The organism is Bacteroides sp. HF-162 (assembly GCF_015679285.1).
GTDB classification, from domain to species: Bacteria; Bacteroidota; Bacteroidia; order Bacteroidales; family Bacteroidaceae; genus Bacteroides; species Bacteroides uniformis.
Genome location: NZ_CP064937.1, coordinates 3450078 through 3476552, shown reverse-complemented (window position 1 = coordinate 3476552; position 26475 = coordinate 3450078). Strand labels below are relative to the sequence as shown.

General features: G+C 49.7%; 16 protein-coding genes. 11 read left to right on the top strand and 5 right to left on the bottom strand.

Annotated features, from left to right (window positions below; genetic code table 11):
* Window positions 1–84: 84 nt before the first annotated feature.
* From ITJ87_RS14520 to ITJ87_RS14495, 6 genes are all read left to right on the top strand, one after another.
* Window positions 85–1353: a CDP-glycerol glycerophosphotransferase family protein gene (locus ITJ87_RS14520; protein WP_005827594.1), complete on the top strand. Its 1269-nt coding sequence runs from the start codon at window positions 85–87 to the stop codon at window positions 1351–1353.
* On the top strand, window positions 1325–2131 hold the full coding sequence (locus ITJ87_RS14515; RefSeq protein ID WP_081027380.1) for a glycosyltransferase: 807 nt from the start codon (window positions 1325–1327) through the stop codon (window positions 2129–2131). Before ITJ87_RS14520 ends, ITJ87_RS14515 begins: the two co-directional genes overlap by 29 nt.
* A 14-nt stretch (window positions 2132–2145) precedes the next feature.
* Window positions 2146–2736: a sugar transferase gene (locus tag ITJ87_RS14510; protein ID WP_005827596.1), complete on the top strand. Its 591-nt coding sequence runs from the start codon at window positions 2146–2148 to the stop codon at window positions 2734–2736.
* Between the two features lie 70 nt (window positions 2737–2806).
* Window positions 2807–4048, top strand: coding sequence for a DegT/DnrJ/EryC1/StrS aminotransferase family protein (locus ITJ87_RS14505; protein ID WP_005827597.1), 1242 nt, complete (start codon window positions 2807–2809; stop codon window positions 4046–4048).
* A 164-nt stretch (window positions 4049–4212) separates the two neighbouring features.
* Window positions 4213–4716: an HU family DNA-binding protein gene (locus ITJ87_RS14500; protein ID WP_005827604.1), complete on the top strand. Its 504-nt coding sequence runs from the start codon at window positions 4213–4215 to the stop codon at window positions 4714–4716.
* 40 nt (window positions 4717–4756) lie between these two features.
* On the top strand, window positions 4757–4849 hold the full coding sequence (locus ITJ87_RS14495; protein ID WP_005837261.1) for a smalltalk protein: 93 nt from the start codon (window positions 4757–4759) through the stop codon (window positions 4847–4849).
* A gap of 68 nt (window positions 4850–4917) precedes the next feature.
* Here ITJ87_RS14495 and asnB read toward each other — a convergent pair whose 3' ends face one another.
* The 3 genes from asnB to gltB form a co-directional block, all read right to left on the bottom strand.
* Window positions 4918–6645: an asparagine synthase B gene (gene asnB / locus ITJ87_RS14490; RefSeq protein ID WP_008664421.1), complete on the bottom strand. Its 1728-nt coding sequence runs from the start codon at window positions 6643–6645 to the stop codon at window positions 4918–4920.
* 41 nt (window positions 6646–6686) lie between these two features.
* On the bottom strand, window positions 6687–8045 hold the full coding sequence (locus tag ITJ87_RS14485) for a glutamate synthase subunit beta (protein WP_117964614.1): 1359 nt from the start codon (window positions 8043–8045) through the stop codon (window positions 6687–6689).
* Between the two features lie 84 nt (window positions 8046–8129).
* Window positions 8130–12683 (bottom strand): glutamate synthase large subunit, encoded by a 4554-nt coding sequence (gltB, locus tag ITJ87_RS14480; protein ID WP_370540412.1) that lies wholly within the window; start codon window positions 12681–12683, stop codon window positions 8130–8132.
* Between the two features lie 365 nt (window positions 12684–13048).
* On the opposite strand from gltB, the gene glmS reads away from it, so the two are divergent.
* The 4 genes from glmS to carB all read left to right on the top strand — a co-directional run bounded on the left by glmS (window position 13049) and on the right by carB (window position 21462).
* Window positions 13049–14893 (top strand): glutamine--fructose-6-phosphate transaminase (isomerizing), encoded by a 1845-nt coding sequence (gene glmS / locus ITJ87_RS14475; RefSeq protein ID WP_035448622.1) that lies wholly within the window; start codon window positions 13049–13051, stop codon window positions 14891–14893.
* 146 nt (window positions 14894–15039) lie between these two features.
* Window positions 15040–16923, top strand: coding sequence for an amidophosphoribosyltransferase (locus tag ITJ87_RS14470; protein WP_005837255.1), 1884 nt, complete (start codon window positions 15040–15042; stop codon window positions 16921–16923).
* 8 nt (window positions 16924–16931) lie between these two features.
* Window positions 16932–18008, top strand: coding sequence for a glutamine-hydrolyzing carbamoyl-phosphate synthase small subunit (carA, locus tag ITJ87_RS14465; RefSeq protein WP_008664430.1), 1077 nt, complete (start codon window positions 16932–16934; stop codon window positions 18006–18008).
* Between the two features lie 217 nt (window positions 18009–18225).
* A complete protein-coding gene (gene carB, locus ITJ87_RS14460) occupies window positions 18226–21462 on the top strand; it encodes a carbamoyl-phosphate synthase (glutamine-hydrolyzing) large subunit (protein WP_034529837.1) in 3237 nt (1078 codons plus the stop codon).
* An 80-nt stretch (window positions 21463–21542) separates the two neighbouring features.
* On the opposite strand, the gene ITJ87_RS14455 is transcribed toward carB, so the two are convergent.
* Together ITJ87_RS14455 and ITJ87_RS14450 are read right to left on the bottom strand one after the other, a co-directional pair.
* On the bottom strand, window positions 21543–24671 hold the full coding sequence (locus tag ITJ87_RS14455) for an efflux RND transporter permease subunit (protein ID WP_117964530.1): 3129 nt from the start codon (window positions 24669–24671) through the stop codon (window positions 21543–21545).
* 20 nt (window positions 24672–24691) lie between these two features.
* Window positions 24692–25762, bottom strand: a complete 1071-nt coding sequence (locus tag ITJ87_RS14450; RefSeq protein WP_117600899.1) for an efflux RND transporter periplasmic adaptor subunit — start codon at window positions 25760–25762, stop codon at window positions 24692–24694.
* A 167-nt stretch (window positions 25763–25929) separates the two neighbouring features.
* On the opposite strand from ITJ87_RS14450, the gene ITJ87_RS14445 reads away from it, so the two are divergent.
* Window positions 25930–26475 carry a methylated-DNA--[protein]-cysteine S-methyltransferase gene (locus tag ITJ87_RS14445; RefSeq protein ID WP_117600898.1) on the top strand — a complete coding sequence of 182 codons (546 nt, stop codon included), beginning with the start codon at window positions 25930–25932 and terminating at the stop codon, window positions 26473–26475.

The window sequence follows — 26475 nt, the reverse complement described above, 5'->3', positions numbered from 1 at the left end:
GACTAATTAATTAACAAAACTCGGTTTAGGGCACTGAAAAGTGCCCTTTCGAAGGGGGATGCCCTAAATTGAGTGCTTACGACTATGAATAATCTTCATTTTATAAAATGGGTATTTAGTAATAGAAATTATACTGATATAATATATCGTTTAATTTCCTTATTTCTAGGATATCCATTATTGTTACTTTCATACTTAATTCCAAGAAGTAAGAGAAAATGGGTTTTGGGATATAAAGTGGGTTTTACGGACAATGTGAAATATTTATATAGATATTTATATAAATATGAGAAAACAGTAATTCCTATTTGGATATCTTCTAATAAATCGGAAATATTGTTATTAAGAGAAAAAGGTATTAATGCATATTATAGATGGAGTTTATATGGGCTATATCATTGTTTGACATCCTACTATTATATTTTTTCTTCTCATTTATCAGATATTAATTATTGGACTTCGGGAGGATGCTTTGCTGTAAATCTATGGCACGGTGTTGGAATAAAAAAAATTGAGTTTGCAACAACTGTTGGCATTGATTCTAAGATATATGTAAAAAATATATTTAATCGTATTTTATTTCCTTATTTATTTCGTAAGCCTGATTTATTCCTTTCTACTTCAGTGTTTATGTCAATGCATTTTTCTAAATGCTTTCAAATAGATATACGTAAATGTCTTAATTTGGGATATCCTAGATGTGAGTTATTCTTTTTAAATGCAAATTTAATAAAGAAATATGTAGAAGAATATGAACCGCAAGGAGTTAATAGGCTGATAAAGGATATACAAGAATTTTCCCATACTATTATTTATATGCCAACTTTCAGAGATGACCAATCTGATTTTATGTTAGCCTCAGGTATTAATTTGGATTTATTGAATGATTTTTTGGAGAAACGTGATGAACTTTTTTTATTTAAGTTACATCCTGCCACTGTAGTATCTAATGTTTCAAGTATATTTTCTAACATTCGTTTCTTAGATAAGGATGTAGATGTTTATCCAATATTACCATTTACGGATTTACTAATAACAGACTATTCTTCTATTTTTTACGATTATTTGTTATTGGATAAAGGTATTGTTTTATTCCCTTTTGATTATGAAAAATATATTTGTCAATGTAGGGATTTGGCTTTTGATTTTGATGATTATACTCCAGGTGTTCGAGCCTATAGTTTTGATTCATTAATGGAAATATTATCTGATTGGAATTATGGTAATAGTTTGACTACTGAACAAAACAGAATAAAAAAAATATTTTGGGGAGATATTCCGATGCAAAATTCATGTAAGGTATTAACTCGTTATATTATAAATAATGGTAGCAGTAATAATGTCGATTTATAAAAATGATAAATTGATATATGTAGCACAATGTGTTGACAGTTTGCTAAAACAAACATTCAAGGATTTTCATGTTTATGTTCAATATGATGGAGTTGTTGAAAGTGGTATAGAACACTTCTTCATGGAGTTAAATGATAGTCGGTTTCATGTTTATGGTAGAGATGAAAATTATGGGTTGGCATATTCATTGAATGAGTTGTTAACTATTGTACTATCTAAAGGGTATGATTACGTTCTCCGTATGGATGCTGATGATATTTGTCTTTCAAATAGATTTGAAAAACAAATAATCTATATGAACAATCATAAAAATATAGATATATGTGGAGGACATATTGAAGAAATGGATGAAAACAAAAAATCTATAGGGGTTATAAGATATCCTCTATCACATGATGAAATGAAATGTTTCTTTGGGAAAAGAAACCCATTGGCACATATGAGTGTTATTTTTAGAAAATCTTATTTTCATAAAGCAGGTTTATATCCCGTTGATACGGATAAAGATGAAGATACAATATTTTGGCTAAATGGTTTTTTATCAGGATGTAAGTTTGCCAATATAGATGAAGTGTTGGTACGGGTACGTGTAAATAAGGATTTTTATTTAAGAAGAAATGGTTTATCAAAAAGTCTATCTGATTTGAAAAATAGATGTCTTGTTATTAGAAAACTGAACTTATCATATGTGAATTATATATTTGCTTGTGCTCGTTTTGTTATATTTATTATTCCTATCCCTCATGTAACTCAATTTGCTTATAAGTTTTTAAGATAATTTTACAAGATTGAATGTTTATCAAATCTCTCTTTGACCGTGGTGCATCACTCTTCGGTTTAATCTTTTTATTCCCGGTTTTAATTATAATCAGCATTTTGATTCGTATCAAGATGCCCGGAGGTCCTGTCATATTTAAACAGAAAAGAGTTGGACAATATGGGCGGTTGTTTACGATGTATAAGTTCCGTTCAATGACTGTCGCCCATTCTGGAAGTTCCATTTCTGTAAAAGGAGAGAGTCGTATCACTCCGTTAGGAGCAGTACTCCGGAAATATAAATTGGATGAATTGCCGGAGTTATGGAATGTGTTGATTGGTGACATGAGTTTCGTTGGCCCTCGTCCCGATGTTCCCGGTTATGCTGATAGGCTTGAGGGGGAGCATCGGAGAATACTTCTCTTAAAACCCGGCATTACCGGCCCCGCAAGTTTAAAGTATCGGAACGAGGAAGAATTATTGGCAGAACAGAAGGAACCTCAAAAATATAATGATGAGTTTTTGTTTCCGGACAAAGTGCGGATAAATATTGAATATTTGGATAGTTGGTCTTTTTGGAATGACATCAAAATCATCATTTACACAGTGCTTGGGAAAGATTTATAAAATCCTTTCTTTCCTTTTTATTCCCCACTACGTGAGGAAATCGAATCATTAGAATAATCACATATATTTTATGGATAAGAGAATTTATCTTTGCCTCGCTCACATGAGCGGCAAGGAGATGGGCTTCATACAAGAAGCTTTCGATACGAACTGGGTGGTTCCACTCGGTCCGAACGTAAGCGGCTTTGAACAGGATTTGGAGGCTTTTGTAGGTGAGAATAAGCATGTGGTGGCTTTGTCTGCCGGTACGGCTGCTGTACACTTGGCTTTGGTGGCTTGTGGAGTGGGACAGGGTGATGAAGTGATGGTGCAGAGTTTTACGTTTTGCGCATCGAGCCATCCTATGACTTATCTGGGTGCTACTCCTGTGTTTGTGGACTCAGAAGGGGATACCTGGAATATGGATCCGCAGCTGCTGGAAGCGGCAATCAAAGACCGCATCGCTAAAACTGGTAAGAAACCAAAGGCTATTGTCCCGGTTTATCTATATGGTATGCCAGCCAAGTTGGATGAAATAATGGCTGTGGCGGAGAAGTATGGCATTCCGGTGATTGAGGATGCTGCGGAAGGTTTCGGCAGTAGGTACAAAGGACGGGTTTGTGGTACGTTTGGCAAATATGGTGTGCTGTCTTTCAATGGCAACAAGATGATAACCACCAGCGGTGGCGGTGCCTTGATTTGTCCGGATGCGGAGGCAAAGAAGGAGGTTATGTTCTATGCCACACAGGCACGTGAGGCTTATCCTTATTATCAGCATGAGAAGATAGGCTATAACTATCGCATGAGTAACATTTGTGCGGGTATCGGTCGCGGCCAGATGACGGTGGTGGATGAGCACATAGCACACCATAAGCATCTGTGCGGTCTGTATCGTGAGCTGTTGGCCGATGTGGAGGGAATCACGCTTCATGAGAATCCTTCCGGACGTTATGACAGCAACTATTGGCTGAACACGGTACTGCTTGACGGGAATCTGCATGTGAGAGGTGAGGAGGATGCCTACCGTGAGACAGTGAAAGGTGCCGTTGGTGGTGCTGCGGGTGTTACTCATGAGTCAGTGAATGCCCATACTTCTTGTGAGCCTAACCGTAATGTGGAGGCCATGCGTGTTTGTTTGGATAAAGCCGGTATCGAGAGCCGTCCCTTATGGAAGCCCATGCATCTCCAGCCGGTTTATGCGGCTAATCCTGCCTATGTGAATGGTGTCAGTGAGGGCTTGTTCAAGCGTGGTCTTTGCTTGCCGAGCGGTCCTTATGTGATGGATGAGGATGTGAGATACATAGTAGATGAAATGAAGAATTGTATATTGTAGAAATATTTTTTGTTGATTTATAGCACTTTATCACTTTTCTCAGAAAAACTACTCCCAAGCACCTTTTTTCTTTGGCTACATAGTTTTTAATCCTCACCTTTGCATCGTTGATCAACGAAACGTGTGAATAGGAAAATGAATTTAAATCTCTAAAGAAAAAAAGTATGAGTGTAATTTTCAGGACGGTGGAGAGACCGTCGGACCCCAGGGTTGAAAACTCTCCCAAGAAGTATTATCCGCAGTTGGTAACATTGGGGCAAAGCGTGGATTTGGCGTTTATTGCACAGAAGATGCAGGACCGCTCTTCTCTGTCTATCGGTGACATCAAGAGTACGATGCAGAACTTTGTGGAAAAGCTGAAAGAGCAGTTGCTGGAAGGAAAGACGGTTAATATAGCCGGGCTGGGTGTCTTTATACTGGCAGCCAAATCGAAAGGTGAGGAAAAGGCTGATGACGTGACAGCCAAGAGTGTGGAGAGCGTCCGTATCTGTTTTCAGGCGAATAGGGAACTGAAGATATCGAAGGCTGCTACCCGTGCTGGAGAAAGGCTGGATTTGGTGAGTTTGGATGATTATCTTAAGGGGAAGACTTCTACAGATGGCGGCTCCGGTTCGGAAGGAGGAGGCTCGGATTCGGATGGAGACCAAGGTGAGAATCCACTGGGATAACAGTAGCTATGAATTATTAATCAGATAATGGATAATCTTTATGAAGAAAACGTGGAATGTGATTTTGAAACTTATTATTGCTGTAGCGAGTGCTGTGGCAGGTGTGATTGGCGGACAGACAATGATGTTTTAGTCCGATAGGATTTGATAAATAAAAAATGAGAAGAGCTGCTGGCAGGAAATCTGTCGGCAGCTCTTTTTTTAATCCTTGTATGCTTCTTCGTGTACCCCCGCTACTGCTCGTCCGCTGGGGTCGTTCTTTCCTTGGAAAGAGGCGTCCCATGCCAGCGCTTCGGCGGTGGAGCATGCCACACTGGGCACGCTGGGAACGCTTCGGGCCGCGCTTTCACTGGGGAAATGCTCTTCGAAGATAGTGCGATAGTAATACTCTTCCTTATTTTGCGGGGTATGTATCGGGAAGCGTTCGGCGGCATGTGCCATCTGTTCGTCGCTGACGGCAGCGGCAGTGACGGCTTTCAGCGTATCAATCCAACTGTAGCCCACACCGTCGGAGAACTGTTCTTTCTGCCGCCAGGCAACGCTCTGGGGGAGTATGTCGGCAAAGGCTTCGCGGACTACTTTCTTTTCTATCTCCTTGCCGGGGCACATCTTGACTGCCGGATTGATGCGCATGGCAACATCCAGGAATTCTTTGTCGAGGAAGGGGACACGTCCTTCCACTCCCCAGGCTGCAAGGCTTTTGTTGGCACGGAGGCAGTCGTACAGATGCAGTTTGGAGAGCTTGCGCACGGTTTCTTCGTGAAAGGCTTGCGGTGTGGGCGCCTTGTGGAAGTAAAGGTAACCGCCGAACACCTCGTCTGCACCTTCGCCGCTGAGTACCATCTTGATGCCCATGCTTTTGATGACACGCGCCAGCAGATACATGGGGGTGGAGGCGCGGACAGTGGTTATGTCGTAAGTCTCAATGAAATAGATGACGTCGCGGACAGCATCGAGGCCTTCCTGAACGGTATAGTTTATCTCGTGATGCACGGTACCGATATGACGGGCCACTTCGCGGGCTTTAATCAAGTCGGGAGCACCCTTCAAGCCGACGGCGAAGGAATGGAGCTGCGGCCACCAGGCATCTGCCTTGTTGTCTGTCTCGATGCGTTTGGCGGCATATTTCTTGGCGATGGCAGAGATGACGGAAGAATCGAGTCCGCCACTGAGCAGGACACCGTAGGGGACGTCGGACATCAACTGGCGCTGTACGGCGGCTTCAAGGGCGTCGTGCACAGCCGTGACTTGTGTGCTGTAGGCTGTCCGGCCTATCGAAGCCGGCGCGGCATTGCGTTCGGCGGCAGGGGTGTAGTTGTCTTTCACAGCGGCATAGTCCATCCAGTCGCGGGTGTACCAGCGGTGCATCTTGCCCTCGCTCCCACGGTAGTAGTGGCCGGGAAGGAAAGGCTCGTACTCATCGCAGAAACCCTCAAGAGCTTTCAGCTCACTGCCGAAGTAGATGTGTCCGTCTTTGTCGCGTCCTATATAAAGGGGGATTACGCCGATGGGGTCGCGGGCGATGAGGTAATCGTCCGTTTCTTCATCATAGAGGGCGAAGGCGAAGATGCCGTTCAGCTCTTCGAGGAAGCGGATGCCTTTGTCTTTGTAAAGGGCAAGGATGACTTCGCAGTCGGAACCTGTCTGGAAGGCGTATTTTCCGGCATAGCGGGCACGGATGTCGCGATGGTTGTAAATCTCGCCATTGACGGCAAGCACCTGTTTGCGGTCGGGTGAATATAAGGGTTGTCCACCGGATTCCGGGTCGACAATGGAGAGGCGTTCGTGGGCGAGGATGGCGGAGCCGCCTACGTAGATACCACTCCAGTCCGGTCCGCGATGACGGATTTTCTGCGCCATCCGTAGCGCTTTGTTTCTCAACTCAGGAGTTTGAGACTGTATGTTGAAGATTCCTGCTATTCCACACATGAGAATTAAAAATTAAAGGTTAAAAATTAAAGAAAGGGAAATCATTTCTTGTTTTCTTTTAGAGGTTCGAGGTAACGGTCTATTTCTGTTGCCACTCGTCGTCCGTCGGCCAAGGCACGTACTACGAGGCTGGCGCCGTGGGCGGCATCGCCTGCCACGAATACGTTCTCTGCAAACTTCGGTTGCTCGGGCTTGAGGAAACCCATGGCAAGAAGCACCATATCGGCTTCGATGACCTCTTTCTTACCCGTAGATTTCATGGTAGGGCGGTTACCGTCTGTTGCCGGAAGCCACTCCACTTCTTCCACTTCCACACCGCATACCTTGCCATTCTTCCCGATGAACCGGGTAGAGGCGAGGGACCATCGACGGGTACAGCCTTCTTCGTGGCTGCTGGTGGTTTTCAGTACGACGGGCCATTGCGGCCAGGGAGTATCCGGGTTGTGTCCTATGGGTGGTTGGGGCATAATTTCAATCTGGGTTACGCTGACGGCTCCCTGGCGGATGCTGGTGCCTATACAGTCAGACCCGGTATCGCCGCCGCCGATGACGAGTACCCGTTTGCCGCGGGCGTTGACGAGTTGGTCTTTCGGGAAGGTATCTCCATCCAGAATATGGTTCTGCTGTGCCAGCATGTCGAGGGCAAAGTAGATGCCTTTCAGCTCCCTGCCCGGAATGGAGAGGTCGCGGGCGGTGGGCGTACCGGTACAAATGGCGTAGGCATCGAATCCGACGGGCAGTTTCTGTACATCGACATGGACTCCCATCTTGAACAAGATTCCTTCGGCCTCGAGGATTTTCATGCGGCGGTCGATGACGGCTTTGTCCAGCTTGAAGTTGGGGATGCCATAGCGCAGCAGTCCTCCCGGCATCGGTTTGCTATCGAATAGGGTAACTTCGTAACCTTTGGCGTTCAGCCGTACGGCAACGCTCAATCCGGCAGGGCCGGCGCCGATGACGGCTACTTTCTTTCCGTTGCGTTCGGGCTGGAGGGGGGTGATGTAGCCCTCGCGAAAAGCAGCCTCGGCAATGGCGGCTTCGTTCTCGCGGATAGTGACCGGTTCGTTGCACGAGAGTTTCAGTACGCACGACTTCTCGCAAAGGGCAGGGCAGATGCGTCCCGTAAATTCCGGAAAATCATTCGTACTGTTCAGTATTTGATAGGCTTCGTGCCATTTGCCCCGGTAGAGCGCGTCTTGGAATTCCGGGTCTTTATTGCCCAGCGGACATGCCCAGTGGCAGAAGGGTACGCCGCAGTCCATACAGCGCGAGGCCTGGAGCTTGCGGTCGTGGCTGTTCAGTGTCTGTTCCACTTGGCTGAAGTCTGTGATACGTTCGTGTATCGGACGGTAACCCGCCTCTTGGCGGGGGATATTGAGGAATGCTTTTGGATCTCCCATGATGAACAAATTAAAAAGTTAAAGAATTAAAGAATAAAAGGGGAATTTCCTCAGTCTTTCATTCTTTCATTATTAATTCGCGATTCAATAATCGCGTTGCATTTCTGCAATCTTCTGTTGCAATTTCTGCATCTGCTCCTCTTGCAGCACTTTTTTGTATTCGATAGGGACTACCTGGATGAACTGGTCGGCATAGCGTGGCCAGTCATCGAGCATGGTGCGTGCCAGTTTGGAACCGGTGTACAGGTAGTGCTGGCAGATGAGCTCGTGCAGTTCCTTGCGGTAGGAGGCCTCTTCGATGAGGCTCAGTTCCACCATTTCCATATTGCAGAAATAGTCGAAGTTGCCGTCCCGGTTCCATACGTAGGCCACACCGCCGGACATGCCTGCGGCAAAGTTGCGTCCCGTCTGTCCGAGTACTACCACGCGCCCGCCGGTCATATACTCGCAGCAGTGGTCACCTACACCCTCCACTACGGCTGTGGCACCGGAGTTGCGGACGGCAAAGCGCTCGCCTGCACGGCCGTTGATGTAAACTTCACCGCTTGTGGCGCCATAAAGCAGGGTGTTGCCTGCAATCGTGTTTTTCTCCGCCTCGAAGTTGCTCCGTACCGGGGGCAGGACGGCGATGCGTCCGCCACTCAGACCTTTGCCCAGATAATCGTTGGCCTCGCCTTCCAGCTTGAAGTTGACACCCGGGACAAGGAATGCCCCGAAACTCTGCCCGGCGGAGCCTTTGAACTTCACGTTCAGCGTATGTTCGGGCAGCCCTTTTTCTCCGTATTTTGCGGCAATGACACCAGAGAGCATGGCGCCGCAGGCACGGTCGGTATTGGCGATGGTGTACTCCAGCGAGATTTCCTTCTGGTTCTCTACGGCTTCGGCGGCGGCATGTAGCATCTCTACATCTTTCACATGGTCGATACCATGCTGTTGGTCGGTGACGTGGCGGATGGCGGCTTCGTTGTCTACGCGTGCCAGTAGTTTGTCGAAGCTTATCAACTGATGTTTCCTGATTCCGTCATCCGGCTTGCGGACGATAAGGTCTGTGCGTCCAATGATGTCATCCAGGCGTTCCACACCGATTTCCGCCAGGTATTCGCGTACTTCCTGCGCCAGGAACGTGAAGAAGTTCACCAGATACTCGCTGCGTCCGCGGAAGCGTTTGCGCAGTTTTTCGTTCTGTGTCGCCACCCCTACGGGGCAGGTGTTCTGGTGACATTTGCGCATCATTACGCAACCCAGTACAATCAGGGCGCTGGTGGCGAAACCGAATTCTTCGGCTCCGAGCATTGCCATCAGTATGATGTCACGGCCTGTTTTGAGCTGTCCGTCCACTTGCAGCATCACTTGTCCGCGCAGGCCGTTCAGCACCAGTGTCTGCTGCGTTTCGCTCAAGCCGAGTTCGGGCGAGATGCCGGCATAGCGGATGGATGATGCAGGAGAGGCTCCCGTACCGCCCTCTGCACCCGAGATGACTATCAAATCGGCCTTTGCCTTTGCCACACCGGCGGCAATGGTGCCCACACCGCTTTCTGCCACCAGCTTCACGCTGATTTTTGCCCGTGGGTTCACGTTCTTCAGGTCGAAGATGAGCTGTGCCAGGTCTTCGATGGAGTAAATGTCGTGGTGGGGCGGGGGGGAAATCAGCGAGATGCCCGGAATGGAGTGGCGTGTCTTGGCAATCACTTCATCCACTTTGAAGCCCGGCAGCTGCCCACCTTCGCCCGGCTTGGCGCCTTGGGCAATCTTTATCTGTATTTCGTCCGCATTCACCAGATATTCTGCGGTGACACCGAAACGTCCTGAGGCCACCTGCTTGATGGCGCTGCGCAGACTGGTGCCGTCTTCGCGCGGCATGAAGCGTGCCCGGTCTTCGCCTCCTTCGCCCGTATTGCTCCGGCCATGCAGCTTGTTCATGGCAATAGCCATGGCTTCGTGGGCTTCGCGGCTGATGGAGCCGTAGGACATGGCGCCGGTGACAAAGCGCTGTACGATGTTCTCTACCGGTTCCACCCGGTCTATGCTGATAGGAGCGCGGCGGAAGTCGAGGAAATCGCGCAGGAAGATGGGAGATTCCTTGCTGTCTACCATGGCAGTGAACTCCTTGAATTTCTTATAGCTTCCCAGGCGTGTGGCAAGTTGCAGTGTGCTGATGGTTTCCGGGTTCCAGGCGTGCTTCTCACCATCCTTGCGGAAGGCATACAGTCCGCGGTTCGGCAATAGCTCCGCTTCCCCCTTCTTTTTAAGAACCTCCATCCCTTCCTTGTGGAAGGCGATGGCGTCGCGTGCCACTTCATCCAGGCGTATGCCTCCGATGCGTGAACTCAGTCCGCCAAAGTAGGCATTGCTCAACTCCTCGCTCAGTCCTACGGCCTCGAAAATTTTCGCGCCCCGGTAAGAACGGATGGTGCTGATGCCCATCTTGCTCATAATCTTGAACAAGCCTTTGCAGACGGACTTGATATATTTCTTTTCGGCAGTGGCGTAATCGAGCTGTATTTCCTTTTCGTTCACCAGTTTGTCGATGACGGCAAAAGCCATATACGGATTCAGTGCGCTGGCTCCGAAGCCCAGCAGTAGTGCGGCGTGCATCACTTCGCGGATTTCGCCGCTTTCTACAATCAGTGCCGTCTGCACCCGTTTGCCCACGGAGATAAGATGGTGGTGTACCGCCGACACGGCAAGCAGTGACGGAATGGCGGCATGGGCGGCGTCTACGTCGCGGTCGGAAAGCACGATGTAGTTCACTCCTTCGTTGACGGATTCTTCCGCCTGCTTGCAGAGGGTTGCCAATGCTTGCTGCAATCCCTGGCACCCTTTTGCCACTTCGAAGAGCAGGGGCAGTTTCACGGTCTTGAAGCCTTTGTACCGGATGTTGCAGAGAATATCCAGCTGGGCGTTGTTCAGGATGGGATGGTTCAACCTCACCATCTTGCAATGGTTTTCGCTGGGTGTCAGTATGTTCATGCCTACGGCTCCGATGTATTCGGTCAACGACATTACCAGTTCTTCGCGTATCGGGTCGATAGGAGGGTTGGTGACTTGGGCAAACTGCTGGCGGAAATAGTTGTACAGTAGTTGCGGCTTGTCCGAGAGCACGGCCAGCGGCGTATCGTTGCCCATGGAGTTGATGGGCTCGGCACCGGTGGTACACATCGGGACAATCAGCCGTTCCACGTCTTCTTTGGAGTATCCGAAGATACGCAGCATGCTGTCGTAATTCTCCACGCTATGGGAGACTTTGCGACCACTTTTCAGTTCGTCCAGCTCGATGCGGTTGCCGGCCAGCCAAGTGCGGTATGGTTTGGCTTCGGCAAGTTGTTTCTTCAGTTCGCCGTCATAATATATTTCGCCTTTCTCGGTGTCTATAAGCAGTATCTTGCCCGGTTGCAGGCGTCCTTTTTCCTTGATGTCTCCCGGCTCGAAATCCATCACGCCGACTTCGCTGGCCACTACCATCATGCCGCCCTGCGTAATCAGGTAGCGTGCAGGGCGCAGTCCGTTCCTGTCGAGCATGCCGCCTGCATAGCGCCCGTCACTGAAAAGCAGTGCCGCCGGTCCGTCCCACGGCTCCATCAGGATAGAGTGGTATTCATAGAAAGCTTTCAAATCTTCGCTGATGGGATTCTTTTCGTTGAAAGATTCCGGTACGAGCATGGCCATGGCATGAGGCAGGCTCAGGCCGGACATGAGGAGAAACTCGAGCACATTGTCCAGCGAGGCACTGTCGCTCATGCCCGGTTGCACGATGGGGCGTATCTCCCGGATGTCTCCCAGGGTGGGAGAGGAGAGTACGCTCTCACGGGCTTCCATCCAGCCGCGGTTGCCACGGATGGTATTGATTTCGCCGTTGTGTGCCAGCAGGCGGAAGGGCTGTGCCAGTCCCCAGGTGGGGAAAGTGTTGGTGCTGAAACGGGAGTGCACCAATGCCAGTCCGCTGGTGAAGTAGCTGTTGGTGAGGTCGGGGAAGTAGTTGCGTAACTGTAAGGAAGAGAGCATGCCTTTGTAGACGATATTCTTCGTAGAGAGCGAGACGATGTAGAAATCCTCGCGGGTGGGGATGTCCGACTTGCGTATTCTGTTCTCTATCCTTTTCCTTATTATATAGAGTCGGCGGTCAGCGGTTTCGCTTTCCGTAAATCCGGTGATGAAGATTTGCTTGATGTCCGGTTCGTTGGCAAGAGCCGCTTCTCCCAATATTTCGGGGCAAGTGGGCACATTGCGCAGATGCATCAGGGTCAATCCATCCTTTTCAATCTCTTCGATAATGACGCTCAAGATGGCAGCCTGGTCTTTTCCGTCTTTGGGAAGGAAAAGCAGGCCGGTACCGTATTTCCCCTTCTCGGGAACGGGGATGCCTTGCAACAGAATGAATTCGTGCGGTATCTGCAGCATGATGCCGGCGCCGTCTCCGGTTTTGTTGTCCGCCCCTTCCGCTCCACGGTGGCGCATGTTTTCCAGTACCTTCAATGCCGATTCTACCAGTTCATGTGATTTTCCTCCCTGGATATTGACCAGCATGCCTACTCCGCAGGCATCGTGCTCGTGGGATGCCTCATACAAGCCCAACTGTTTGGGCTGTCGCTGGTAATCCTCTACTTTTGTTTTGTTGTTAAAAAGTTCTTGTTTCATGATTATAAACTTTCTTTGTTGCTGTATAATATTGTTTATGGTTTCAAAATGTTTGGCAAATATATGGTATTAATTGCAAAATGTTAATATGTATTCCTGCCTTCTTTCTTGCAAAATTCCTGCGATAGAAGATGAAGTTATGAATTGATAGAAAACACCCTCTGTTTTCTTTTAATCCTAAATCAAAATCAGACGGTTTGATTTGGATTTGTAAATTAAGCCTTTTGCTTTCAAAATAATACTTTCTTTAACTTTTTGATATAAAAACAACTTTTTTCTATTCTTTTGATAAATAAATACTGGAAAGATTAACTTTATGTTCTTAAGAATATGTATATTTGCAACGCAAAATCAAATACTGATACATTATGTGTGGAATAGTAGGCTATATAGGTCAAAGGAAAGCCTACCCCATTCTTATCAAGGGTCTGAAGCGGTTGGAGTACCGTGGATATGATAGTGCGGGGGTAGCATTAATCAGTGATAACCGACAGTTGAACGTGTACAAAGCGAAAGGTAAGGTTTCGGAACTTGAAACTTTCGTTGCTCAAAAAGATATTTCCGGTAGCATTGGTATTGCACATACACGTTGGGCCACTCATGGAGAACCTTGTTCCGTCAATGCCCATCCCCATTATTCCTCTTCCGAACGCCTCGCCCTCATCCATAACGGCATTATTGAAAACTACGCCGTCCTTAAAGAAAAACTTCAAGCCAAAGGTTATGTATTTAAAAGCAGCACTGATACCGAGGTGCTGGTACAGCTCATTGAATACATTCAGGTGACAAACCATATTGACCTGCTGACGGCGGTGCAACTTGCCTTGCAGGAAGTGATTGGGGCGTATGCCATTGCGGTGCTCGACAAGGACAATCCGGATGGGATAATCGCTGCACGCAAGAGCAGTCCGCTGGTGGTGGGCATCGGTGAAGGAGAGTTTTTCCTGGCTTCGGATGCCACGCCGATTGTGGAATACACGGATAAGGTGGTGTATCTGGAAGACGAAGAGATTGCCCTCATCCGTCGGGGAGAGAAGCTGAAGGTTGTTAACCTGAAGAATGTGGAATGTCCGCACGAGGTAAAGACGGTAGCGCTCAATCTCGGCCAGCTGGAGAAGGGCGGTTATCCGCACTTCATGCTGAAGGAAATCTTCGAACAGCCCGGCTGCATTCACGACTGCATGCGCGGGCGTATCAATGTGGAGGGTACGAACGTGGTTCTTTCTGCAGTGATTGATTATAAGGAACGTCTGCTGGCGGCCAAACGCTTCGTCATCGTGGCATGCGGTACGTCATGGCATGCCGCCCTCATCGGCAAGCATTTGATTGAAAGCTTCTGCCGTATTCCGGTGGAGGTGGAGTATGCCAGTGAGTTCCGTTACCGCGACCCGGTGATTGACAGCAACGATGTGGTGATTGCCATCTCGCAAAGCGGTGAAACGGCCGATACGCTGGCTGCCGTGGAGCTTGCCAGAAACCGTGGGGCATTTATATACGGCATCTGCAATGCCGTCGGTTCCAGCATTCCCCGTGCCACGCATACGGGTTCCTATATCCACGTGGGACCGGAAATAGGGGTGGCATCCACCAAAGCCTTCACCGGGCAGGTAACGGTGCTTACCATGCTGGCCCTGACACTTGCCAAAGAGAAAAAGACGATGGACGAAGGGTTATACCTGGCAGTTGTCAAGGAATTGGGACATATCCCCGACAAGATGAAGGAGGTCTTGAAACTGAACGACCGTATAGCGGAACTTTCCAAGATATTCACCTATGCACACAACTTTATCTATCTGGGACGCGGATACAGTTATCCCGTAGCCTTGGAAGGCGCCTTGAAGTTGAAGGAGATTTCGTATATCCATGCCGAGGGCTATCCTGCCGCCGAAATGAAGCACGGCCCCATTGCTCTGGTGGATGCCGAAATGCCGGTAGTGGTCATTGCCACCCGGAATGGGCTTTACGAAAAGGTGCTGAGCAATATCCAGGAAATAAAGGCGCGTAAAGGCAGGGTTATCGCCATTGTGACAAAGGGAGATACGGTCATCAGTAAAATAGCCGACACTTGCATCGAGCTTCCCGAAACAATGGAGTGCCTTGATCCGTTAATAACTACGGTACCTCTGCAATTACTTGCCTATCACATTGCCGTGTGCAAGGGAATGGATGTGGACCAGCCGAGGAATCTTGCGAAATCGGTGACTGTAGAATGAGGACATGTACAATTTACCATTTACAATGTACAATGGGGCTGCGCTTGGGAGGGGTAAATGTAAATGGTAATTGTATGCTATAATAAGGAAAAGAAAATTGTACACTTAAAATTGTACATTGTAAATGGTAAATTGTAAATAAATAGATGGAACAACTGAAGCATGAATGCGGCGTCGCCATGATACGCCTGCTGAAACCGCTGGAGTACTATGAAGAGAAGTACGGAACATGGATGTACGGACTCAACAAGCTCTATCTCCTGATGGAGAAACAACACAACCGTGGGCAAGAAGGTGCCGGACTGGCCTGCGTGAAACTGGAAGCCAGTCCCGGCGAGGAATATATGTTCCGTGAGCGTGCTCTCGGCTCGGGCGCCATTACCGAAATCTTCGGTACGGTGCAGGGCCACTTCAAGGACTTGACCAAGGAACAGCTGCATGATGCGGACTATGCCAAGCGTGTGCTGCCCTTTGCAGGGGAGGTCTATATGGGACACCTGCGTTACTCCACTACCGGAAAGTCCGGCATCTCGTACGTGCACCCGTTCCTCCGGAGAAACAACTGGCGTGCCAAGAATCTTGCCCTCTGCGGCAACTTCAACATGACGAATGTGGATGAAATCTTCGCACGCATTACCGCCATCGGCCAGCATCCGCGCAAATATGCCGATACCTACATCATGCTGGAGCAGTTGGGACATCGCCTCGACCGCGAAGTGGAGCGCCTCTTCAACCTTGCCGAAGCGGAAGGGCTGGCAGGCATGGACATCACCCGTTATATAGAAAACCACATCGACCTTGCCAACGTACTGCGCACTTCGAGCAAGGAGTGGGACGGGGGATACGTGATGTGCGGACTTACCGGCAGCGGAGAGACTTTTGCCGTACGCGACCCATGGGGCATCCGTACAGCCTTCTGGTATCAGGACGACGAGATAGCGGTGCTTGCCAGCGAACGTCCCGTGATACAGACAGCCCTTAATGTTCCTGTCGAATCCATCAAGGAGCTGCAACCCGGACAAGCCATGTTTATCAACAAGGCCGGCAAGGTGCGCACCGTGCAAATCAACAAGCCGCGCGAGGTGAAACCTTGTTCCTTCGAGCGCATCTACTTCAGCCGGGGCAGTGATGTGGACATTTACCGGGAACGTAAACTGCTGGGTGAGAAACTTGTACCCAACATATTGAAAGCCATCGACAACGATGTGGACCATACCGTCTTCTCCTTCATCCCCAATACGGCGGAAGTCGCCTTCTACGGTATGTTGCAGGGATTGGACGACTACCTCAACGAGGAGAAGGTGCAGCAGATTGCCGCCTTGGGGCATAGTCCCAGCCACGACGAACTGGAGCATATCTTGTCGCGGCGCATACGGAGCGAGAAGGTAGCCATCAAGGACATCAAGCTGCGTACCTTCATTGCCGAAGGAAACAGCCGGAACGACCTTGCCGCCCATGTGTACGACATCACTTACGGAAGCCTTGTCCCGGGAGTGGATAATCTGGTCATCATCGACGACTCGATAGTGCGCGGAACCACCCTGAAGCAGAGCATCATCGGCATCCTTGACCGTCTGGAGCCAAAGAAGATAGTTATTGTAAGCTCTTCACCGCAGGTGCGCTATCCCGACTACTATGGCATCGATATGGCTAAGATGAGCGAATTCATCGCCTTCAAGGCTGCTGTGGAACTGCTGAAGGAGCGCGAGATGCGCGATGTGATTGCCGCCGCCTACCGTAAGTCCAAGGAGCAGGTAGGCCTGCCCAAAGAACAGATGGTGAATTACGTGAAGGAGATTTATGCTCCTTTCACTGATGAGGAAATCTCTGCCAAGATGGTGGAGCTTCTTACTCCGAAAGGGACGAAAGCCAAAGTGCAGATTGTCTACCAGCCTCTCGAGGGGCTGCATGAGGCCTGCCCCAAGCATCCGGGTGACTGGTACTTCAGCGGCGATTATCCTACGCCGGGCGGTGTGAAGCTGCTGAACAAGGCATTTATTGATTATATAGAACAAGTTTATCAATTTTAATTGAATCAATGAGAAATGTAACTCTAATCCTCGACGACGGGAGCCGCTTCCACGGCAAGTCGTTCGGCTTTGAAAAACCGGTAGCGGGAGAGGTGGTCTTCAACACAGCCATGACGGGTTATCCCGAAAGCCTGACCGACCCTTCGTATGCCGGACAGCTGATGACGCTCACCTATCCGTTGGTGGGCAATTACGGTGTGCCGCCTTTTACTCTCGAACCGAATGGGCTTGCCACTTTTATGGAGAGCGAGCATATCCATGCCGAAGCCATTATTGTAAGCGATTATAGTGAAAATTATAGCCATTGGAATGCGGTGGAAAGTCTCGGTGACTGGCTGAAACGCGAACAGATTCCGGGCATCACGGGCATCGATACCCGCGAACTGACAAAGGTGCTTCGCGAGCATGGGGTGATGATGGGACGTATCGCCTTTGATGATGAATCGGATGAAATGCCTGAGGCCTCTTATGCCGATGTGAATTATGTGGATAAAGTTAGCTGCAAGGAGGTTATCCGTTACAACGAAGGAACCGGTAAGAAGAAAGTGCTCCTTGTGGATTGCGGCGTCAAGCATAACATCATCCGCTGCCTGCTGAAACGTGACGTGGAAGTGATTCGCGTTCCCTGGGACTATGATTATACTGGGATGGAGTTCGACGGGTTGTTCATCTCCAACGGCCCTGGCGACCCCGATACCTGCGATGCTGCCGTGCAGCATATCCGCAAGGCAATGCAGAACGAGAAACTGCCCATCTTCGGCATCTGTATGGGAAACCAGTTGCTTTCCAAAGCTGGGGGCGCCAAGATATACAAATTGAAATACGGCCACCGCAGCCATAACCAACCGGTGCGTATGGTGGGTACGGAACGTTGCTTCATCACCTCACAGAATCATGGGTATGCCGTAGACAACAACACGCTGACAGAAGACTGGGAACCGCTTTTCATCAATATGAACGATGGTTCTAATGAAGGAATCCGCCACAAACGCAATCCCTGGTTCTCCGCACAGTTTCATCCCGAAGCTGCCAGCGGGCCGACGGATACGGAGTTTCTTTTTGATGACTTTGTGAAGTTGCTTTAGTAAGAGAATTTTATCAAGAATGATTGCGTTCATAATCTCTTGATAATCAGTATGTAAAAGACGGTATAATGAGTCCCATACTGAATGTCATTCAGTCCCAGAGTGAATACCTTTCAGTCCTATACTGAATGCCATTCAATTAGTGACTGATTGTGTAAGGTAAGAGAAAGATAAGGTTTTATTACTACTATTACATTTTTAATAAACAGATATGCAAATGAAAGAAAACAATATAAAGAAAGTCCTGCTGCTCGGTTCCGGCGCACTGAAAATCGGTGAGGCAGGAGAATTTGACTACTCCGGTTCGCAGGCGCTCAAGGCATTGAAGGAGGAAGGCATCTACACGGTTCTCATCAATCCGAACATTGCCACGGTACAGACCTCGGAAGGAGTTGCCGACCAGATTTACTTCCTGCCCGTCACTCCTTACTTCGTGGAGAAGGTGATAGAGAAGGAGCGCCCGGACGGCATCATGCTTGCTTTTGGCGGACAGACGGCACTGAACTGCGGTGTCTCCCTCTATAAAGACAAGATTTTCGAGAAGTACGGCGTGACGGTTCTCGGCACTCCCGTGCAGGCCATCATTGACACGGAGGACCGTGAAATCTTTGTGCAGAAACTGAATGAGATTGATGTGAAGACCATCAAGAGCGAAGCCGTGGAGAATGCGGCGGATGCCCGTCGCGCAGCCCGGGAACTGGGATACCCGGTCATTGTCCGTGCCGCATATGCGCTTGGCGGACTGGGTTCGGGCTTCTGCGACAATGAAGAAGAGCTGAATGTGCTGGTGGAGAAAGCCTTCTCCTTCTCCCCACAGGTGCTGGTGGAGAAATCGCTGAAGGGATGGAAGGAAGTGGAATACGAGGTGGTGCGCGACCGCTTCGACAACTGCATCACGGTCTGCAACATGGAGAACTTCGACCCCCTGGGCATCCATACAGGTGAGTCCATCGTTATTGCCCCGTCACAGACGTTGAGCAATACGGACTATCATAAATTGCGTGAACTTGCTATCCGCATTATCCGTCACATCGGCATTGTGGGAGAGTGTAACGTGCAGTATGCCTACGACCCGATGAGCGAGGACTACCGGGTAATCGAGGTAAATGCACGCTTGAGCCGTTCGTCTGCACTTGCCTCTAAAGCAACGGGTTATCCGTTGGCGTTTGTAGCGGCAAAACTCGGCTTGGGCTATGGCTTGTTCGACTTGAACAACTCTGTGACAAAGACCACAAGCGCTTTCTTCGAACCCGCCCTGGACTATGTGGTCTGCAAGATACCGCGTTGGGATTTGGGCAAGTTCCACGGGGTGGACAAAGAGCTGGGTTCGAGCATGAAGTCGGTAGGCGAGGTGATGGCTATCGGCCGTACTTTCGAGGAAGCCATCCAGAAGGGGCTTCGCATGATAGGCCAGGGCATGCACGGCTTCGTAGAGAACAAGGAACTGGTGATTGCCGATTTGGACAAGGCTCTGCGCGAACCGACGGACAAGCGTATCTTTGTCATCTCCAAAGCCTTCCGTGCCGGGTATACGGTGGACCAGGTACACGAATTGACCAAGATAGACCGTTGGTTCCTGGAGAAGTTGATGAACATCATGGATACCAGCAGGGAACTGCACTCTTTTATGGCTGATGGAGAGTTGCCAATGATTCCCGTAGACTTATTGCGTAAAGCCAAGGTACAAGGCTTCTCTGATTTCCAGATAGCCCGTGCCCTCGGCTTGGAACAAGCAATGGACGGCGAAGAAGCCATCCTTGCCGTCCGCAATTTCCGCAAGAGTGCAGGCATTCTGCCCGTAGTGAAGCAGATAGATACCCTTGCCGCCGAATATCCCGCACAGACCAACTATCTCTACCTGACGTATAGCGGCACGGCAAATGATGTCCGTTACCTCGGCGACCGCAAGTCCATTGTCGTATTGGGCTCCGGCGCCTACCGCATCGGTTCTTCCGTAGAGTTCGACTGGTGCGGCGTGCAGGCCCTGAACACCATCCGCCAGGAAGGCTACCGCAGTGTCATGATAAACTACAACCCCGAAACCGTGTCTACGGACTATGACATGTGCGACCGTCTTTACTTCGACGAGCTCACCTTCGAGCGCGTGATGGATATTCTCGAACTGGAGAATCCCCATGGGGTGATTGTCTCTACCGGTGGTCAGATACCGAATAACCTTGCCCTGCGCCTCGATGCGCAGAAGGTACCTATTCTCGGCACAAGCGCCAGGAGCATCGACAATGCCGAAGACCGTGACAAGTTCTCCGCCATGCTCGACCGCATTGGTGTAGACCAACCCGAATGGCGGGCGCTGACCTCCCTGGAGGACATCAACGCCTTTGTGGATAAGGTGGGCTTCCCGGTATTGGTCCGTCCTTCCTACGTATTGTCCGGCGCTGCGATGAACGTCTGTTCCAACCGGGAGGAGCTGGAACGCTTCCTGAAGCTGGCGGCGAATGTCAGCAAGAAACATCCCGTAGTGGTGAGCCAGTTCATTGAGCATGCCAAGGAGGTGGAGATGGATGCTGTGGCGCAAGATGGAGAGATTATCGCGTACGCCATCAGTGAGCATATCGAGTTTGCCGGAGTGCATTCCGGTGACGCCACTATCCAGTTCCCGCCACAAAAGTTGTATGTGGAGACGGTGCGCCGCATCAAGCGCATCAGCCGCGAGATTGCCCGTGAGCTGAACATCTCCGGTCCGTTCAATATCCAGTATCTGGCACGCGAGAACGACATCAAGGTGATTGAGTGCAACCTCCGCGCCAGCCGTTCGTTTCCGTTTGTCAGCAAGGTGCTGAAGATAAACCTTATTGAACTTGCCACGAAGGTGATGCTCGGCATTCCGGTACAGAAGCCGGACAAGAATCTGTTCGATTTGGATTATGTAGGCATCAAGGCGAGCCAGTTCTCCTTCAACCGTCTGCAGAAGGCCGACCCGGTACTGGGTGTGGATATGGCAAGCACGGGCGAGGTGGGTTGCATCGGCAGCGATACTTCCTGCGCCATTCTCAAGGCGATGCTCTCCGTGGGCTACCGCATTCCGGAGAAGAACATCCTGCTTTCTACCGGTACTCCGAAGCAGAAAGTGGACATGCTTTCTGCCGCGCGTATGCTTCAGAAGAAGGGGTATAAGATATTTGCCACGGGTGGTTCCAGCAACTTCCTTACGGAGAACGGTGTGGAGAATACGCGCGTCTACTGGCCCAGCGAACCCGAACGCCAGCCGCAGGCACTCGACATGCTGCACCGCAAGGAGATAGACATGGTTGTCAATATTCCGAAGAACCTCACCGCAGGCGAGTTGGATAACGGCTACAAGATACGCCGCGCCGCCATCGACCTCAATATTCCTTTGATAACGAATGCCCGTCTGGCAAGTGCGTTCATCAATGCATTCTGCACGATGACGCCGGATGATTTGGCCATCAAGTCGTGGGCGGAATATAAATGATAAATATTTTTCGGACAAAAAACAGAAGGACAAGGGAGAGAAGAAAAAATGTGCCGTCTTTCTTTTCCCTTGTCTCCTTGTCAGTCTTGTGTATTAATATGGAAAAACAACGCATACAGTACCGGTATGAACAGCAACGTTATCAGTGTGCCGAATGTCAGCCCGCCCATAATGGAAGCTGCCAGCGAGCCGAACATGGCATCGGGCAGTAACGGTATCATGCCCAGAATTGTAGTTAGCGCCGCCATAGATACCGGGCGCAAACGACTCTGTGAACTGTCTATCAAGGCTTTCATCGGTTCCACTCCCTGATTAATCTGCAAGGTTATTTCATCCATCAGTACGATGCCGTTCTTGATGAGCATCCCTATCAATCCCAGTGTCCCTACGATTGCCACGAAATTGAATGTCTTTCCTGTAAGCAGCATCACTGCTACCACGCCTACCACAACCATCGGAATGCAGCAGAAGATGATAAGCGGTTTACGGTAATCCTTGAACAGCATGATCAGAATGGCAATCATTAGGATGATGGCCAGTGAGAAGTTCTTGAACAGATACTTCATGGACTGGTCACTGGCGCTTTTCTCACCCTGCCACTGCAGTGTGTATCCCTCGGGAAGCTCTATCCTTTCAATCTGCCGTGCGATGGCCTGCCTTGCCTTTTCCGTCTCTATGCCCGGTGTGGGAGAGCATTGCACGCGTTGGCTCCGTTGTCCGTTGTAGCGCGGCACTACCGGGTCTTCCCAGCGTATGTCGATACTTTTGCTGATTTGTTTCAGTGGAGTGCTGCCCATCAGACTTTCCACCAGCTCTTCTTTGGAGAGGGTACCGGCTTTCAGCTTTACCATTGTTTCTTCGTTCAGCAGTCCGTTCAGCGATGGCAGCGAGGAGAACACTTGCGTATTGGAGAGGTCCTCTATCGGTTGTCCTTCCTCGTCCAGGCATTTCAGGTAGATATTGTCCCGGTGGATGCCTTCGTAGAAGAATCCGATGGGGATACCTCCATTGGCCGAGAGCAGTGACAAGCTTACGTCATTGCGGCTCAACCCCAAAGTACGGGCGGCGGCTTGGTCGTACTCGATGGAGAGTACCGGAACCTGCGGTTCCCAATCGGTGGTGATGAGGCATATCTCCGGTGTGTTCTCCATGATACTGCGGGCGCTGTCTGCCAACCGGTGCAGTACGGAAGGGTCCGGTCCCATGAACTGGACTTCGATAGGATATTTTTTGAACATCAGGTTGTAGCGCTTCATCTTGACGTAGGCATTGGGATAATGATGCGTCAGGTAACTTTGTATCTCGTCCATGTTGTCTACCAGCTCTTCGGGAGAAGTGAAATCTATAATCAGTTCGCCGTATGCCAAAGACGGGTTGGCGATGCTCCTTACCAGATTGTAGCGTCCCGGTGTACCGCCTATGGAAGTGGTGACGTGCGTCACTTCCTTGCGTGTTTTCAGGTATGTTTCTATCTCCCGGAGGTCTTGAACCACTTGTGTGGAGTTATTGCCTTCGGGCAGTTTATATTCCATATATAGTTGGTCGTAAACCATGTCGGGGAAGAATCCCTGGCGCATGTACTGGTAGCCGAAGGCAGACAGTCCGAGCAGGACGAGCATTGTCAACACAAAGCTCCAGCGGTGTGCCAGTCCCATCCGCAGGGCGGCGCGCAAGACAGCATAAGTGCGTCCTTTGTATTCTCTCGCTCCTGTGGCGTTGGTTTCGACGGCAGGATGCAGATACCGATTGGCCATCAGTGGTACATGAACCAACGCCAGTACCCAGCTTAACAGCAAAGACACTGCCAGGACGATGAAAAGGTCACGTGTGTAGACCCCTGCCGTGTCGGGCGACATGAAGATGGGCAGAAAAGCTATGATGGCTATCAGCGTAGCTCCCAGCAGCGGCATGGCTGTCTGTCTCCCTATGGCTGTCATGGCTTCCATCCGTTTTTTTCCGGCTTTCAGGTCTACCAGTATGCCGTCAATGATGACGATAGCATTGTCTACCAACATACCCATTGCGAGGACAAATGCGGCCAGTGATACACGCTGCATTGTTCCGCCTGCCGTATATAGAAACATAAATGAACCGAAGACGGTGACCACCAGACTGATTCCGATAATGACCCCACTTTTGAATCCCATAGCCACCATCAGAATGAGCACTACGATGATGACAGACTCTATCAGGTTGATGATGAATGTCCCCAATGAAGCGCCGACGCGTTCCGGCTGGTAGAAAACCTTATGGCAGTCTACGCCTGCAGGCAGACGGGTTTCTTTGAGCTGTGCTAACCTCTTTTCTACTTCAGCGCCTACTTTCACAATGTCTGTTCCGCTGGAGGCGGCAATCAGGATACCTTGTGCCCGTTCGCTGTCGAAGAACATTTCGTTGCGGGTAGGCTCTTCGTATCCTTTTTCTATCTGTGCGATGTCGCGCATGCGGAGCTGGTCGTCGTCGTGTCCTTGTATAAGCATGTTGCCGATGTCCTCCACAGTCTTGAATTTGTCGCTTACAGTTACACGGATGCGGTGGTCACCATTGTCGTAATAGCCGCTGTAAGTGGTCTTGTTCTGCCCGTTCAGGGTGGCAAGCACCTCAGCTGGTTTCACACCCAAATTTGCCATGCGGTCTTGCAGCAGGGAGATGTTGATGCACTCGGAGCGTTTTCCGTAGAGTTCCACCCGGTCAATTCCTTCCATGTCGCTGATTTCCCGCTTCACGAGTTCCGCATAGTCGGACAATTGCCGGTCGGACAAGCCGTCACCGGTCAGTGCGTAGAACATACCATATACATTCCCGAAATCATCTTTGACGATAGGTGTACCGGCCCCGTCGGGCAGTGAGGCACGGGCATCGTTCACTTTGCGGCGTAGCATGTCCCAGCATTGTTCCACCTCATCGTCTCGGGTGGTTGTTGTCAACTCTATCTGTATCAGTGAAAGGTCGTTGTAGGAGTAGCTTTCCACATTGTCTATGTGGCCCATGCTGCGGATGCTCTTTTCCAGTACATCCGTCACTTCCAGTTCCACTTGATGAGCCGAGGCTCCCGGATAGGGTGTCACTACCATGGCGAGTTTCACCTTTATTTCCGGATCTTCCAGTTTGCTCATCTCATAGCTGGAATAAGCTCCTCCCAGCAGCAGGACAGCTACTAGGAAGTATATCAGATTACGGTTCTGAAATGCCCATTTACTTATATCCATAGTTTTTTAGGGATTAGTGGTTACAATAGTCCTCCAATATTTGTTCCGCTGGTTCCGGCGAGCGGTTTTACGGTTTCTCCGTCTTTGATGTGGTGGACTCCGGAAGACACGACCAGTTCGCCCGGTTTCAGATGGTTGGAGCTGATGAGGCTGCGACCGTTGCTTGTCAGGCGAAGGAGGGTCACTTCGCGGGCGGTAATCCGGTTGTCGGACGGGTTGTAGACAAATACCTGCGCTTTTCCGTCTATTTGCAGTACGGCGCCGCTCGGAACGGACAGTTGGCATGAATTCTCTTCGTCGTACTGGATGGTAACCATCGTATTCATGCCCGGAGAGGGTACGGGCTGCTGCTTGTCGGCAAGCAGTTGCAGGCGTACGGTATAGAGCTGGTTGGCATTGGCTTTGGGAGTGATGCTTATCAGTTTCAGCCGGTAGGTCTTGCCTGGATAGACATCGAATGAACAGTAATAGCTGTGGAACTGTCCGCGCCGGATGTATTCCGCTGCCGGAAGATTGATTTCCACTTCGGGCATACTGCTGCTGATTATGGAGAGAACAGGCATACCGGCGCCTATCGTTTCGTGCGCCTCAAAAAGACGTTTCTGTACAAAGCCGTTGAAGGGGGCGTAGAGCTTGGTGTAGTTGAGCTGGTCCTTGTGGTGCCGGTATTTGGCTGCAATCTGCTTTAATCCATATACCGCCTTGTCGTTGGCGCTGGAAGTAGTGACGGAGTCTTTGTAAAGTGACATTACCCGTTTGGCATCCGCCTTTATCTGTTTATATTCGGCTTCTGTGGCATCCAACTGCACCTGATAGTCTGTCGGGTCGAGTTCGGCGAGCAGTTGTCCCTGACTTACGCGTGCACCGTTCTCCACATATATTTTCTGGATGGTTCCGCTGACTCTGAAAGCAAGGCTGATATCCTGTGCTGCTTTCACTTTGCCTGGATATTGCAGATAGGTCTGTTCGTCTGCTGAAATAACTGTATCTATTTTCACTGTCTGGCAGTCTCTTGCCATCTTGACCTTTCCCTTGCAGGAAGCCAGTGAGAGTAGGGAAATGCCTACTATAAGCCAATAGAACTGTTTCATTGTATATTATTTAATCATATGTTTTTATATATTTACAAATATACCCCGATACTGTCAAATGGAAAAGGTCGGAATGTATTATAATATGTTCTATCTTGTACATCCGGATATAAATATCTATTTTTGTCGGAAGCATCGGAAGTGCAAATATACAAAAAAGCAAGTTTATGGAAACAATTCGGATTCAGCATTATCGGTCTCCTTATGGCGAGTTGATGCTCGGCTCTTTAGGAGACAAACTTTGTCTGTGCGACTGGGTAAGCGAAAAGCGCAAGGAGAAAATCGGCAGGCGGATGCGGAATACGCTGCATGCCGTTTATGAGGAGGGCACTTCGGAAGTTATTTCAACGGCAATCATTCAGTTGGATGAATATTTTGCCCGTAAGCGGACGGCGTTCGACATGCCGTTACTGTTGGCAGGGACGGATTTCCAGAAAACGGTATGGCAGGAGTTGCTGAATATTCCTTACGGGAAAACGGTGTCCTACGGCGAGCTGTCCCGAAAGTTGGGCAACCCGAAGGCCGTACGGGCTGTAGCGGCTGCCAATGGGGCGAATGCCCTCTCCATATTCATTCCCTGCCATCGTGTGGTGGGCAGCAACCGTCAACTGATAGGCTATGCCGGTGGACTGGCAGCAAAACAAGGGCTGCTGGCATTGGAAGCAGACTCCTGCGATGGATTGCCGAATTCTCGTGTAGTACAGCTGTTTTAA